At 51.1% G+C, this 15,157-nt stretch carries 12 protein-coding genes and 1 pseudogene; 1 reads left to right on the top strand and 12 read right to left on the bottom strand.

All coding sequences use genetic code 11. The features are described from left to right. Positions 1–71: 71 nt before the first annotated feature. The 4 genes from XI25_RS12095 to XI25_RS12080 all read right to left on the bottom strand — a co-directional run bounded on the left by XI25_RS12095 (position 72) and on the right by XI25_RS12080 (position 5,870). The gene (locus tag XI25_RS12095; RefSeq protein ID WP_046678793.1) at positions 72–2,327 is read right to left on the bottom strand and encodes an MMPL family transporter; all 2,256 of its coding nucleotides are present in this window, start codon (positions 2,325–2,327) and stop codon (positions 72–74) included. Positions 2,328–2,347: 20 nt separating this feature from the next. Continuing rightward, a complete protein-coding gene (locus XI25_RS12090) occupies positions 2,348–3,445 on the bottom strand; it encodes an HD-GYP domain-containing protein (RefSeq protein WP_046678792.1) in 1,098 nt (365 codons plus the stop codon). Between the two features lie 90 nt (positions 3,446–3,535). Next, positions 3,536–4,366, bottom strand: a complete 831-nt coding sequence (locus XI25_RS12085) for an undecaprenyl-diphosphate phosphatase (protein WP_046678791.1) — start codon at positions 4,364–4,366, stop codon at positions 3,536–3,538. A gap of 70 nt (positions 4,367–4,436) precedes the next feature. Further along, positions 4,437–5,870 carry a bifunctional metallophosphatase/5'-nucleotidase gene (locus tag XI25_RS12080; protein ID WP_046678790.1) on the bottom strand — a complete coding sequence of 478 codons (1,434 nt, stop codon included), beginning with the start codon at positions 5,868–5,870 and terminating at the stop codon, positions 4,437–4,439. 393 nt (positions 5,871–6,263) lie between these two features. On the opposite strand from XI25_RS12080, the gene XI25_RS12075 reads away from it, so the two are divergent. Next, a complete protein-coding gene (locus XI25_RS12075) occupies positions 6,264–7,310 on the top strand; it encodes an HD-GYP domain-containing protein (protein ID WP_046678789.1) in 1,047 nt (348 codons plus the stop codon). 178 nt (positions 7,311–7,488) lie between these two features. Here XI25_RS12075 and XI25_RS12070 read toward each other — a convergent pair whose 3' ends face one another. The 8 genes and pseudogenes from XI25_RS12070 to sufC all read right to left on the bottom strand — a co-directional run bounded on the left by XI25_RS12070 (position 7,489) and on the right by sufC (position 14,824). Further along, positions 7,489–7,950 (bottom strand): GNAT family N-acetyltransferase, encoded by a 462-nt coding sequence (locus tag XI25_RS12070; RefSeq protein WP_200901413.1) that lies wholly within the window; start codon positions 7,948–7,950, stop codon positions 7,489–7,491. 2 nt (positions 7,951–7,952) lie between these two features. Then, positions 7,953–8,564, bottom strand: a complete 612-nt coding sequence (locus XI25_RS12065; RefSeq protein ID WP_235439835.1) for a sigma-70 family RNA polymerase sigma factor — start codon at positions 8,562–8,564, stop codon at positions 7,953–7,955. Positions 8,565–8,766: 202 nt separating this feature from the next. Next, positions 8,767–9,210 (bottom strand): GNAT family N-acetyltransferase, encoded by a 444-nt coding sequence (locus XI25_RS12060; RefSeq protein ID WP_200901412.1) that lies wholly within the window; start codon positions 9,208–9,210, stop codon positions 8,767–8,769. A gap of 447 nt (positions 9,211–9,657) precedes the next feature. Further along, entirely contained in the window at positions 9,658–11,055 is a 1,398-nt protein-coding gene (sufB, locus tag XI25_RS12055) for a Fe-S cluster assembly protein SufB (protein ID WP_046678787.1), read from the bottom strand. Between the two features lie 22 nt (positions 11,056–11,077). Further along, positions 11,078–11,508 (bottom strand): annotated as a pseudogene (gene sufU, locus XI25_RS12050) (Fe-S cluster assembly sulfur transfer protein SufU). After that, positions 11,498–12,718, bottom strand: a complete 1,221-nt coding sequence (locus XI25_RS12045) for a cysteine desulfurase (RefSeq protein ID WP_046678786.1) — start codon at positions 12,716–12,718, stop codon at positions 11,498–11,500. The pseudogene sufU and the gene XI25_RS12045 overlap by 11 nt, the downstream one beginning before the upstream one ends. Beyond that, positions 12,715–14,019 carry a Fe-S cluster assembly protein SufD gene (gene sufD, locus XI25_RS12040; RefSeq protein ID WP_046678785.1) on the bottom strand — a complete coding sequence of 435 codons (1,305 nt, stop codon included), beginning with the start codon at positions 14,017–14,019 and terminating at the stop codon, positions 12,715–12,717. Before sufD ends, XI25_RS12045 begins: the two co-directional genes overlap by 4 nt. A gap of 22 nt (positions 14,020–14,041) precedes the next feature. After that, positions 14,042–14,824 (bottom strand): Fe-S cluster assembly ATPase SufC, encoded by a 783-nt coding sequence (gene sufC, locus XI25_RS12035; RefSeq protein ID WP_046678784.1) that lies wholly within the window; start codon positions 14,822–14,824, stop codon positions 14,042–14,044. Positions 14,825–15,157: the final 333 nt, after the last annotated feature.

Genomic DNA, 15,157 nt, shown 5'->3' with positions numbered 1-15,157 from the left:
GGCACGCCGTTTCACCATTATACCATACGCGAAAAGCCGACTCCTGTAGTCACGCTGTTCCTAACTGCTCATCAGACCGGGTCTTCCCGAAAAGATTCTCCGTCGCGCCGCTTGCGGGAGGGGAACAGCCAGGCGGGACTCCACCAATTGGCTCTGCCTAGCAGCTTCATGAACGCCGGAACCAGCAGAATCCGGACCACCGTGGCATCCAACAGCACGGCTGCGGTCAGGCCAAGCCCGATCGCTTTCATCACCTCGTTGTCGGTGAAGATGAAAGCGCCCACGACGACCGCAAGAATCAAAGCTGCGCTGGTGATCATGCCTCCCGTTTTTTCCAACCCTTCCGCCGTACTCAGCTCGTTGTCGCCGGTTGCTTGATAGCTTTCCTTGATCCGGGACAGCAGGATCACTTCATAATCCATCGAAATCCCGAAGACCACGCAAAATATGAGGATCGGCAGCAAAGCAAAAATCGAGCCCGTATGCGACACGCCGAGCCAGCCTGCGCCGGCGCCTTCCTGAAACACCCGCACCACGATGCCGAGTCCCGCGCCGAGACTGAGGACGTTCATCACCACCGCCTTCAACGGAAGAATAACGGACCGGAAGGCCGCAAACAGGATGATATAGGTTGTAATAAACACAAACAGCAGCACGGAAGGAATCCCCTTCTTCATCTCCTGCAAAATATCCAGTTTATAAGGCGGATTGCCCGTTATATAAGTCCGGAGGCCCGGAGTTTCCATCTTCCGCAGCCCGGCGACCAGCGCCTGCGTTGCATCATCGGCATCGCCATTTTTGGGGACGACGGCAATCGCGGCCATTCGGTCCCTCACCACATGATATTTTTCAAGCTGCTCCCGGATGTGTGGACGCGTTATGTAATCCGCTGACTCCTCTGCCGTTCCCCTGGTCAAACTCACGTAGCTCTCCACTCGGTGAACCTCGGGCAGACGGCGCACCTGATCCATGTAAGTTTTCACGGCTTGTATGCTTTGCGGTGTCCCATACGCATCCGGGAGCTCGGCCGCCACGATAATGGGACTCAGTTCGCGCTCGTCATAAGCCTGCTTCAGCAGCTCGAATCCGTACCTGGAATCATAAGAAGGCGGAAGCACCTCCGCCGCCGGAATACCGGCCTTCATCGATTTGACGGGCAGCATGGTAAGCAATAGCAGAGCAATGACCGCAGCAGAAATAACCACGGGGCGGGCCATGACGAATGCCGAAATTTTGCGCCATGCTCCCCGAGCTTGTCCGGAAACCGGGTCTGCCGCGCTTCTGCCCCAAAGCGGCAGGGAATCGATCCGCGGTCCCAGCATGCCCAGCAGCGCAGGCAGCAGGGTATTCGCGGCAAGAACGGACACGAGCACCACCGTGATCCCACCCATGCTGAAGGATTTGAAGATCGGCAGTTCGATCATGGCCATCGCCAAAAAGCCGATCCATACCGCAGCCCCCGAAAATATGACCGCCTTCCCGGCCGTGGCGCAGGAAACTGCCACCGCCCGTTCCGTATGCCCATCGGCCCGTGCGATTTCCTCCCTAAACCGGCTGACCACAAAGAGCGCATAGTCAATGCCGACGGCGAGGCCGAGCATGGTGACCACATTCGGCAAAAAGTTGCTGATGGCGCCGTCGAGAGCCGCGCCAAAGTAAAGGGCGCCCATGGTTACCGATACGCTGACCAGGCCCGCAATGAGCGGCAGGACAGCTGCCGTCACCGTGCGGAAGACAAGCAACAGGATGATCAAGGCAAGCGGCATGCCGATCAATTCCGCGCGGAAGATATCTTTTTTTACCGCCTCGTTCATATCCGCAAACACAGCCGTATTGCCTGTTAAGTACGTATCCGCTCCCGTTATTTCCGGAACGGCCTCCCTGATCTCATCAAAATGCTTCAGCGCTTCGGCAGTATCCTCTTTCAGCTGCACGGTAACCCACTGAATATGATCTTGTCCCGGATTGCGGGAGGCAATGTTGATATGCATGTCCTGAACGTAAGGCTTGGACAAGAGCGGCTCCAGCTCTCTCAGAATCCGTTTCTGCCGGGTTCCCGTCGTCAGGTTTTCCCCTGTCCTGCTGACCACTACGATGTCGATCGCGGTTGATGAAAGCCCCAAGCCCTCTTCCAGCTTTTTTACCCCTTCAAGAGCCGGGCTGTTCGCCGGCGTAAATCCGTTCTGCTGCAGCATGGACGGAAGCAGGATCGCGAACGGAATCATCAGGCAAAACAAAACAATCCATGTTGCAACGATGGCACGGCGGAAGCGGTAAACGAAACGTCCCCACCTGTATAGCGGTGATTCTGCGCCATGTCGTATCATGGATGTTCCTCCTTGGCCTCTTATAGTTGCTTGGGTGCGGCCTGTCCGGTCCCGGCGATCATGACGGTCAGGGATTGCGACAGATCGACTTCGTAGGGTGAGACGAGTTCCTCGCCGGCAGTATTCGTTAATACGCGCACGACAGGCCGGTGCGGCACGTTTGCATTTATTTTCGACACGACGCCCGTTTCTCCCGTCGTCAGGCGAACCGTAATTCCCGGAGGATAAATTGCAACCCGGTCCCGGAACAAGGCAAGAAAACGTTGTTCATACAGCGTTCCCGAACCGGCATACATCACCTCGACCGCCTGGTGCGGCAGCATAGCCGGTTTGTATACCCGGTGCGTCGTCATCGCGTCATAGGAATCCGTTATGGCAACCCATTTGGCATATTCATGAATTTCGGATCCTTTCAATCCTCTGGGGTAGCCGGACCCGTCCAGCCGCTCATGGTGCTGAAGCGCGCAGTGGGCGGATACCAGCGGAATGTTCGGCTCGTCCTTTAGCATTTCGAAACCGAGCACCGTGTGTTTCTGCATCTCCAGAAATTCCTGGTCGCTCAAGCGTCCCGGTTTTTGAACCACGGCCGGCGGAATTCTCGTTTTTCCAATATCGTGCAGCAGCGCTCCCAGTCCGAGAAGCCGGATATCTTCGCGGCTGTAGCCGTAAGACAAGCCGAGAACCATCGTGTACAGGCATACGTTCAGGGAATGCTGATAAAGGTTGTAGTCGTTTGTATTCATATCCGTGAGCAGTACCATCGATTCCTCCAGCGACGAAATCTCGTCAATCATGGATTCCATCATTCCGGAGAAGGTTTTTCCCAAGTGAAGAAAAGTACCTTTGATGTTCGGTCTCCCCTCCAGATTTTTAAAGCTGGTCCGGATGGACCGGATGGCCGCAAGCCGCGTTTCTTCGCTGATCATCTCCGGAACGGCAATATCGTCGGTGTTCGCATCCTCGATGTATACATAACTGAGCTCCAGGCCGCCCAAACGGCGGATCAGGCCATCCGTCAGCTTTACGCCCTCCGCGAGCAGAATCAATCCGTCGGCGTTATATATTTTTTTGCCGAGAACCATTCCCGGCTTTAACAAGTCAACAGGTATAAGACGCAAACTTCCACTTCCTCTGTACTCGATGTATGTAATTTAACACCGCCTAAGGCTCCAGGCAACGCGGAATGACCGCCGTTAAAATCAACCCGGTTACTGCATCATAAACAGCCAAAAAACCGCGGCGAGGATAAATCGGTAGATGGCGAAATGCGTAAGCCTGATTTTTTGGATCAGCTTCATAAACGCGAGGACCACAAAATAAGCCACGACGAACGAAACGATAAACCCTGCAATAAACACACCCAGTACGTCCGGCGTGAAATAACGGTAGGATTCAAGAAGTTCGTAGCCGGTTGCCGCACACATGATCGGAATGGCGATAAGGAAGGAAAAGTCCGCAGCCGCCTTATAGCTCACGCCGCTCAGCATGCCTCCGGATATCGTCGAGCCCGACCGCGAGAATCCCGGCCACAACACCGAAATGATCTGGTAAAGCCCGATCAGCAGCGCCTGCTTATACGTCAAATCATCAAGCTCATGGGCCGTAATGATGTTTGTTTTGGCCTTATTGTACCATTCGGCGAACATCATAAATATGCCGCCGGCCACCAGAGCACAGAGCACGGTCTCCGCACTGAACAGGCCTTTGATAAAATCCTTCGCCAAAAAAGCGACGCCAAGGGCAGGAGCTATGCCCAAAAAAACATGGATAAGATTCAAACGTTTTGCCGATACCGGCGGCTTGCGAAGCGGTCGGCTGCTGGTCCATCCAAGCAGATTTAAAATCCTGTGCCGGTATACTATGGCAATCGCCAGAATGGCCCCCAGCTGGATAATGATTTCAAATGTCTTCATTATAGGGGTCTGGTCGTTATATCCCATCGCCTTGGCGGTTAATATCATATGCCCTGTCGACGAAACCGGGATAAACTCCGTCAATCCCTCAACGATTCCCAAAATGATGGCCGCGATTAAATCCATTTTCATCCCCTCGCATTCTTCACCTTTGTCCTTACATATCTATGCTTGGCTAAAGGAAGATAGTCGGATGTCAGGACAACCAGCGGGTAAAAAAGCTTTCCTGAAGAGCTCCCGGACGAGAAAGTTCTGCACGGAGAAGGTCCCGGAGCAGCTCCGGCAGCATATATACGGTGTCCCGGCCTTTGGCCAGAGACCCGTAACCGACGTTAAAGGTGAACATATCCAGGGTGCCGACCCTGTACTCACGATCCTTGTCAATCGGTACTCCCCGAATCGAAGCCCGTTTGATTTTATGACCGGCCGGTCCATGTTGGTCATATGTTACTTCGATGCCGTCGAGAGCGAGACCCCCAAGCACCTTTCCTCTGAACCCGTAACCTCTGATCTCCATCCCGAAAAATTCCGGCAGCAGGCTCTCCTCCAGGGCCTGAACGATGTCGGAACCCTTCAGATTAACCACGCAAGGATTAATCGGTGACGGACACAGGGCATGAAGCATTCCGGTGCTGATTTCACCCGCGGGAAGAGGGCCCAAGAGCTGGCCGGAGTTAACGATAGCCATCTCCGTATTCGTAAAGTTTCGCACCGCTTGCGCAAGCAGGTTGGCGAATGGCGACTCCTTCTCATAATCCACCTGAAGTTTTCTGTCCGTTACCGCGACATTTTCCCTCAGCTGCTCTTCAGCCTGCCGGCGGTGAATCAGGATCGCCCTCTCCACATCGGGATCCATCTCTGCCTGCGTCACCGGGATGCAGCATCCGTATTTGAAAATAAAACGTTCACCGGGTTTTTCGCGTTCGAATACAACCTTCCCTACATAATTCCCGAATTTCCCCGCACCGCACACGGCCGTTCCGTTTATCATCAGAGGCTCCTCCAGAACGTGGTGGGTATGTCCTCCGAGAATGACGTCGATGCCGGAAACATGTTCCGCTAAGGCTTTATCGGCATTAAGGCCAAGATGGGACATGACGATTATCACATCCACATGATCCCGCAGAAGAGATACCTGCCGGGCAATCGAGGTTTCCGGATTTTCCGCTTCCCATCCAAGCAGTCTGTAAAAGCTTGAAAAGGCCGCCGTCGCTCCGGTTATCCCTATTTTAATCCCATTCTTCTCAACGAGAATATGCTTTTTCATCCACTTCGGAGGCTGTCCTCCTGCACTCTCGTATATATTGCAGCACACAACAGGACACTGCAGTCCCGCATAAGCGGCCGCCAGGGCATCGGACGGTACGGTCAGGCCTTCGTTATTGCCTATCGTAATGGCGTCATAGCCGGTCAAATTGATGACATCGACATTGGCATGGCCCATCGTTCCTTCAGTCTCTGCCGCAGCCCGATCCATATGGTCGCCAATATCCAGAACCAGCGCTGCACTTTCACCGGCCCCATTTCTTTCCCGGGAAATAACGGCCGCATTCGCACTCATCATTTCGAAATGGCTGTGGATATCATTCGTGTGCAGGATTGTCAGTTTATCATTCGCCATCTGACCCATAGCGGCCCCTCCCCGTGTACGATGATCATTTTTTCCGGTCTTTCAAGCATAACATTTTAACGGGAAATATGGTATATTGAAGCCCGCAAGAATTCCGGGTGATACATGCGAAAAACACGGTTTAAATCCTGCTTCTTGCGGTCTGGCCGATTGAATGCCGTTTTCTCAACTCCACCTCGATGCTCGGAGTGCGTAGCCAATGCTTGCCCCTTCGAAGAATTAAACCGTACGGGTCCTTCAGGATCAAAAAAGTATGGGAAAACCGGCCCAATGGAAGGCTATTGGAGGGCCCTGCGACCCATCTTAATTATTGATAATCCATTTTTTTCTTGCTATGATAGATTTATGTTTTAGTAGGATATCCACTTAATAACAGGTAAGAGGTGCAGCGAATTGAGAATACACGTCACGGATCTGATACCCGGTGATCAAATGCAGCAAGATGCCTACAACCGAAACGGTGTCCACGTCCTTAAAAAAGGAACGGTTCTTAGCCTGGAGGAGATATCCAAGCTTTTGCAGCACAGCATTGACTACATTGATATCGAGCCCCGTGAGATGCTCATTTCTGTAGACCCGTCATCCGACACGCCGGAATCATTGAGCAAGGTCAAACCGTACTTCGATCAAGCCATGGACGGATTTGCAACCGTTTTTACGGAAGCGTTGCACTCGGGTAAATTCAACGAAAGCGTCGTAAACGATTCGTTTCAGCCGGTCGTCGATTCTTTAATGGAACAGAAAGATGTCGTATCCCTTCTTCTGCTTCTGAACGATAAAAACGATTATACATACAAGCATTCCATGCAGGTAGGCATGCTTTCCTACTTTTTGGCCACCTGGATGGGATACTCTGTTGAAGAAGCTTATGACATCGGCAGGGCCGGATATCTTCACGATATCGGAAAAAGCCGAATTTCCAAGGAAATCCTGGAGAAGCCGGGGAAACTGACCTCGGAAGAATTTGAAGAAATCAAACTTCATACCATATACGGGTATGAGATCATCCGGGAATCCATGGATGACGAGCTGACCGCCCTGGTCGCTCTGCAGCATCACGAGCGTGATGACGGAAAGGGGTATCCGAATGCCATCGGCGCCGAACTTATCCATCCATACTCCCACATTGCAGCCGTGGCGGATGTTTATAGCGCCATGTCGACCAACCGCGTATACCAGTCGAAGCAGCAGCTGCTTCATGTGCTCCGCGAGCTCTACAGCCTCAGCTTCGGCCAATTGAACGGGAAGCCGACCCATGCGTTTATCGAGCACATGCTGCCGAATTTCATCGGCAAAAAAGTCGTCCTTACCTCGGGCGAGTCGGGCGTCATCGTCATGACCAACCCGTTAGACTATTTCCGCCCTCTCGTCAAAACCTCCGCCGGGTTCATCGACCTGTCCAAAGAACGCGAGATCGCTATCAAGGAAATTTTGTTTTAGGATCTGCTTCGTATACGGTTGGTTATGCAAACAACGCTATCGTCCTTCTTACGGACGATAGCGTTTTCTGTGAGATATAACGGATATTTTCAAAAAGGCCTCCCTGCAGGGCACTTTACCGCGGCAGGAGACCTCTATGTATTGAAGTTTGACAATCACAACCCCTATCGAACTCATTCTAGAACTTGATGGCTAAACCTATCTCATCCCCGAACGTTTCGCCATTGGGCGTAAACCCTAAACCCTTATAAAAACCAAGCGGACTTCCCGCTCCTTCTCCGCAGCTCGTTATCAATTCGTGGATTCCCTGTCCTTTTAATTGATTCATAAGCCGTTTCATCGCTTGTTTGCCATACCCTTTGCCTTGGTAAGGCCCCGCGATCATGAAGCGCCATAAAAAAGCGCCGTCCACATCGATTTCATCGTCATAATCCGATCCATAGTGCAGCATGATAAAACCAATTGGAGTATCGTCGGCGTAAATTCCCCTGAACCATGCATTCTCTGAAAAATGAGCTTGTGCTATAGAGACGGCGTTATCCGCTACCATTTCCCTTTGTTCGTCAGAAAGCGTGTCACTTAAATCGCAGATATCCAGCACGGTACCGGCGTTGATTCTTCGAAAATGAACTTCTTCCACTTTTACCACCTGCATCCTTTAATCATTATTCGGTTTGAAAATGTTGAATTTCTCCTATAGAAAAAAGCGATTAATCCGTTAATGAATCCTTTTCTTTCGGTGTAAGGAACTGGAGCACGGTCGCGATGACGATACTCCAGTGTTAATTGTCGGTCATAGTCCACGTTCCTTTCCTCAGAAGATTTAAGTTCATCCGCCAAGATTGTCCTTGCCCGATGCAGCCGGGATTTGACCGTACCTTTGGGAACGCCTAAAATCTCGGCGATTTGCTGAAGCGGCAGATCCTCGTAATAATAAAGCCGTATCACAACGCGCAGATCAAATTCCAAATTTGCTAAAGCCTCATGAAACTCAACGGCTTCATAGGGTGCGTTCCCTTCCTTGCTCTCCCGTTCCAGCCCGTTTACGATTTCAACCCTTTTCTGCTTTCTCAATAACTGAATACACTCGTTTATGAGGATACGGAACAGCCAGGTTTTAAAATAAGCAGGCTCTTTCAACGTCTTGATCGACCTGAACGATTTATAAACGGCTTCTTGTACCGCATCGGCGCAATCCTCATCTTTCTTTAGATAAGACCGGGCCAAGTTATAAAGATTGCGTTCGAATTTCAAAATCAATCTGCCAAAGGTTCATGATCGCCGTGCTGAGCAAGCAGGACTTCTTCTTCCATAGCAGGATCAGCAATCACATTGTAAGACCTCCCTTCGCTTTTTTAGAGTGTACATAAGTTAGATGCAGAGGTATGCGTTTCGGTTCATGATAAAAATTATTTTTTTCGATTTTTAAAATCCAGCTTTAAAAGAATCCGGTTGACTAAAACTCGGCACCCAATGTTCGCAAATCCTCAAGATCCGAAAAACCGTTTTTCAAATAGAACCTGTAAGCAGGAACCCCTTTTTCGGTATTCAACAATATGGCATGAATGTTCTTTTCTAATAAATCCTTTTTGATTTCATCCAGAAAAAAGCTTCCGATGCCTTGCCCTTGAAGACGATAATCTATGCAAAATTGGTCAATATAATATTCTTCGCCCTTGATCCATGGTTTGATGAAACCGAGGGAGAACCCGATAATCCGGTCTTCTTTTTTAACGACATACCCTACGAATTGGTTGTTTTTCAAACAATTATTAAAATAACGCTCCACATCAGACCGTTCTTCATCGTCAAACCATGGTTCCTTCGAGAAAACGTGTTGATACAAATCCACGCATTCCTGAAGCATTGCCGAATCAAACGGAATCATTCGTACATTCAATTTTAGTACCCTCCATATGGATATAAGTTAAAATGCGGCGGGAAACCTAACAATTAATAAGCCCTGGCAGCCATACGAACTGCTAGGGCTTATTATAAATTATCTTAACTTATATAGAAATACTTTCCTAGGCCTGATAGACTAATATTTCACATTATAGATAATTAGGGAAATAAGGTTTATCCATCCAATCATATAATTGATGGGCTTAAGAATAAGCTTTTCGAAGACTACTACCCGTTAATTTGGATGGAGGCCACATCAATCGGTGCTGCAGCTTACGAAACTCCCAACTCCATGCTAAAGCCAGCAAACCGACCAGTTCACTTGCTTGAAGGCGGCGCAAAAATAAAATACGTGTCCGAGGACTAGAGCACGCAAGCGTGAAAGTCACTACAGACACGTATTTACATGTTACTGATAAAATTGAAGACGATGAAATCGAGGTTAACCGATGCTTCCCTCCATCTCGAACTTGATCAAGCGGTTCATTTCGACGGCATATTCCATCGGAAGCTCTTTCGTGAACGGCTCGATGAAGCCCATCACGATCATTTGCGTAGCCTCCGCCTCGCTCAGACCGCGGCTCATCAGGTAGAACAGCTGGTCCTCGGAAACTTTGGATACCGTAGCTTCGTGCTCCAGAACCACGTTATCGTTCTTGATCTCGTTGTAAGGAATCGTGTCGGAAGTAGACTCGTTATCGAGAATCAACGTATCGCATTTGATGTTGGCTTTGGCGCCCTCCGCATTGCGGCCGAAGGAAGCGAGTCCCCGGTAAGTCACTTTGCCGCCATGCTTGCTGATCGATTTGGATACGATCGTGGACGTCGTATCCGGAGCCAGGTGGATCATTTTCGCACCCGCATCCTGATGCTGGCCTTTGCCCGCAACGGCGATGGAAAGAACCATGCCTTTGGCGCCGCGTCCCTTCAGGATAACCGCAGGGTACTTCATCGTGAGCTTGGATCCGATGTTGCCGTCGACCCATTCCATGGTCGCATTTTCTTCGGCAACCGCACGCTTGGTAACCAAGTTATAAATATTAGGCGCCCAGTTTTGAATCGTCGTATACCGGACACGGGCATTCTTCTTGCAAATAATCTCTACCACGGCGCTGTGGAGCGAGTTCGTGCTGTAGATCGGAGCCGTGCAGCCTTCTACATAATGAACAAAGCTGTCCTCGTCGGCAATGATCAAGGTGCGCTCGAACTGTCCCATGTTTTCGGAGTTAATGCGGAAGTATGCTTGAAGCGGGATCTCGCATTTGACACCCTTCGGAACGTAAATGAAGCTGCCTCCGGACCAAACCGCACTGTTCAGGGCCGCGAATTTGTTGTCCGTCGGAGGAACAACCGTCGAGAAATATTCCTTGAAAATTTCAGGATGCTCTCTCAAAGCCGTATCGGTGTCCATAAAGATAACGCCTTGATCTTCAAGCTCCTTCTGCATGTTGTGATAAACGACCTCGGATTCGTACTGTGCGGATACGCCGGCAAGGAATTTTTGCTCCGCTTCGGGAATGCCGAGCTTATCGAAGGTCTCCTTAATCTCGGAAGGAACCTCTTCCCAGGTCTTTCCTTGCTTCTCCGAGGGTCTGACATAGTACTGAATGTCGTTGAAATCCAGTTCGCTAAGGTCTCCGCCCCATTTCGGCATCGCCATTTTCTCGAACTGTTCCAAAGACTTCAGGCGGAATTCCAGCATCCATTCCGGTTCGTTTTTAATCTTCGAAATTTCGGTAACGATCTCGCGGGTCAATCCTTTGCCCGTTTGAAAAACAGCCTTGTGTTCGTCACGGAAACCATATTTGTACTCTTCCAACTCAGGAGCTTTTTTGGCCATTTGTCTTACCTCCCTATCGTTTTTAATGCTTCTCGTCAGTACCGTCTATTCCTTTTCGCAGTGCATTCCAGGCAAGTGTTGCGCATTTGATGCGTGCAGGAAATTTGTTTACACCGGATAGGGCTTCAATATCCTCGTATTCGTTGAATTCCACGCTTCGCCCTGCATGAGGGAGGAAAATCTGGAGGCCAGCTCCGCCGCCTCGTCAACAGTCTTGCCTTTAACGGCATCCGTCATCATGGATGCGGAGGACATGCTGATCGAGCAGCCTTCGCCGGTGTACTTGGCGTCTTGAACGATGCCATCCTCCACTTTAAGCTGCAGCGAAATCCGGTCGCCGCACGTCGGATTGTTCAAGTCGATCGTCACGGCGCCTTCTTCGAATTTTCCGCGATTGCGAGGGTTTTTATAATGATCCATAATGACGCGTCTGTACAAATCGTCAAGTTGCATCGCCAAAATACTCCTTTGTTTGGATTAAGGCGTTGACAAGCCGGTCCACGTCTTCTTCTGTATTATACAGGTAAAAGCTTGCGCGTGCCGTGGAAGATACTTTCAGCCAGCGCATTAACGGCTGGCAGCAGTGATGCCCGGCACGGATGGCAATGCCCTGGGCATCCAGGACGGTGGCCACGTCATGCGGATGAACATCGCCCAGATTAAATGTGATCAAGCCCACGGAACGAACGCGAGGCCCGTAAAGGCTGATGCCTTCAATTTCATCAAGGCGGTTCATCGCATAGGCCGCAAGGCGGCTCTCATGCCGCTCGATTTCGTCCATGCCGATGTCGGACAGAAAATCGATGGCTGCGCCAAGTCCGACCGCTCCTGCGATAATCGGCGTCCCGCCCTCGAATTTCCAGGGGAGCTCTTTCCAATTAGACTCGTAAAGACCGACGTCATTAATCATTTCTCCGCCGAATTCGATCGGCTCCATCTTATCCAGAAGGGCTTTTTTGCCATATAATGCGCCGATGCCGGTCGGAGCGCACATTTTATGCCCGGACAAGGCATAAAAGTCGCAGTCGAGATCCTGTACGTCGACCTTCATGTGCGGCGTGCTCTGCGCGCCGTCCATGACGATTACGGCGCCATTCCGGTGGGCGATCTTCGCGATCTCCTTTACCGGATGAACCACGCCCATCACGTTCGAGACGTAAGCGATGGCAATCACCTTGGTGCGTTCCGTCACTGTTTTTTCAACATCTTCAAGCGTGATAGTTCCATCCGGCTGAAGCGGTATATATTTCAGCGTGGCTCCGGTGGCCAAAGCCGCCTGCTGCCACGGAATGAGATTGCTGTGATGCTCCATTTCCGTCAGGACGATTTCGTCGCCGGGTCCGCAAACGGAACGGGCATACGACGAAGCGACAAGATTTAATGCCGTTGTCGTTCCCCGGGTGAAAATGATTTCTTCCGTGCTCTTGGCATTAATAAAACGGGCTACCTTCTGACGGGCACCTTCATAGGCGTCGGTCGCCCGGCTCCCGAGGGTATGAACGCCGCGATGAACGTTGGCGTTCTCCCATTCGTAGTAATGCTTCAAGGCCTCGATTACCGCCCGCGGTTTCTGGGCCGTAGCGGCATTGTCCAGATACACGAGAGGGTGTCCGTTTATCTCCTGGTCAAGGATGGGGAACTGCTCGCGTATGGAGGCGTTCATTGTCCCAGCTTCCTTTCCACGAGTCCCTGCAGCCGGTCGCGCAAACCTTCCAGAGGAATTTCGCTGACAACCGGCGCCAGGAATCCGTAAATGATCAGGGATTCGGCGGTTGTCTTGGAAATGCCGCGGGACATCAGATAATAAATTTGCTCTTGGTTCACCTGTCCAACCGATGCCGCATGACCCGCCGTAACGTCATCCTCGTCGATCAACAGGATCGGGTTCGCGTCGCCGCGGGCTTTCGGGCTGAGCATCAGGACGCGTTCAGTCTGTTGTCCGTCGGCTTTGGTGGCACCCTTCTCGATTTTCGTGATGCCGTTGATGATCGCCTGAGCCTCTTCGCGCATTACCGCACGGGTGATCATTTGGCTGGCAGAGCTTTTGCCGAAGTGGCGGGCTTGGGTGGTATAGTTTACCTTCTGGGAACCGGAGCCGACCGCGATCACTTTTGCATCCGATAAAGAACCGTTGCCCTGGAGAACGCTCATCGTATCGCTGGCGGTATCCCCGTCATTCATTTCCCCGACGATCCATTCGATGGAACCGTCGTTCTCTACCACGGCACGGCGGTAGGTCACATCCGTCGTGTCGGAGGAAAGCTGATGGACCGAAGCAAACCGGACCTTCGCCCCGTTTTTGACGAACACCTCAACGGCGCCGATATGTGTCACATGTCCGGCCAAACCATTGGATACATAGTTGTCTACATAAGTTACGCGGCTGTTTGCCTCGGCAACGATCAACACGTGCGGCGCAAACATGGCGCCGGCGTCGTCGGCCAGCATGACCGCTTGCAGCGGAAGCTCAACCTCGACGTTTTTCGGTACATAGAGGAACACTCCGCCGTTCCACGTAGCCGCATGAAGTGCGGAAAGCGCGTGCTCATCCGATTTTACGGCTTGATGCAAATACGGCTTAACCAAATTTTCATGCTCTTTAACGGCCGTTTCAAGATCCGTAAAGATAACCCCTTGGGCCGCCAGCTCCTCGGACAGCTTCGAGTACACGTTGCCCGAATTTCGCTGAATCAGAAGGCCGCCTTCCCTTGAACCTTCGACAAGCTTGGCCGCCTCCTCCGGAAGTTCCTCAAAAGACGACAGCTGTCCGTTTACCTTGTATTCGCCGAATGCTTGAATGTTCCAACGGTCTATGCGCTGCTTTTCCAGTTTAGGCAGTTCCAGGCGCCCCGCAAGCTCCAGCGCCGCCAGGCGGCTTTCCGTTACCCAGGCAGGCTCCTGCTTTCCGGCGGACAATGCCTTCAAGGCCTCAGCGTTGACCGGAAGAATGGTTTGTGTTGTCATTTCGTCTCCTCCTCCCGTCTATTTACGCTTCTTGGCCTACAGTTTCGTCCGTGATGCCCAACTCTTCCTTAATCCAGTCGTAACCTTCCGCTTCCAGACGCTCAGCCAACTCCGGTCCTCCGGATTTTACGATACGGCCTTGCATCATGACATGAACATAATCCGGCGTAATATAGTTAAGCAGACGCTGATAGTGGGTAATAATCAGGAAGCCGCGGTCTTCGGCCTTCATGGCGTTGACACCGTTCGCCACGATTCTCAGGGCGTCGATGTCAAGACCGGAGTCGATTTCATCCAAAACGACGATCTTAGGCTCCAGCATCATCATTTGTAGAATCTCGTTGCGTTTTTTCTCTCCGCCGGAGAAACCTTCGTTCAGGTAACGGTGCGCAAATTCAGGATTCATCTCCAAATCCTTCATTTTGCCTTCCATCTGACGGATGAACTTAATGAGGGAAATCTCATTGCCTTCGCCGCGGCGCGCGTTGATTGCACTGCGAAGAAAGTCGGAATTCGTTACGCCTGCAATTTCGCTGGGGTATTGCATGGCCAGGAACAGTCCTGCCAGCGCGCGCTCGTCAACTTCCATCTCGAGCAGGTCTTCACCGTTCAGGGTCGCGCTGCCTTCGGTAACTTCATATTTTGGATGGCCCATAAGAGCCGAAGCCAACGTACTCTTACCCGTTCCGTTCGGACCCATGATGGCATGAATCTCTCCGCCATTCATTTCCAGATTGATCCCTTTCAGGATTTCTTTGCCTTCGATCGTTGCTTTCAAACCTTCAATGACAAACTTCGTGGACATATGATATTCCCTCCGTCGATTATGGTATAGTGGTGTATATGATAACAGGATTAGTCGCCCTGGTTTCATCCATCAATTGTAGAGTAATTAGCCATTCTTTAATTATAATTATTCTAAATTGATTCTCAGTGATTCTCAAGTCATTTTATAATAAAAGATTACTCTTTTCAACCGGACGAGCCGCCTGCTATGACATCCATCACAGATTCGTCAAAAAGGACGTTCCGCCAAACACGCCCTAGACCGGTTTTCCCCAATCGAAAATCGGGCTTCTTTCGAATAAAAAGGAGGCCGGATCCAACATGTTCCTTAATAAAAAGAGGCCTGGCCGTT

Origin of the sequence: Paenibacillus sp. DMB20, from assembly GCF_000987955.1 — a bacterium.
GTDB lineage: Bacteria > Bacillota > Bacilli > Paenibacillales > Paenibacillaceae > Paenibacillus_AQ.
Note: the sequence above shows the minus strand (reverse complement) of the source record. Positions and strands in the feature narration are given on the sequence as shown.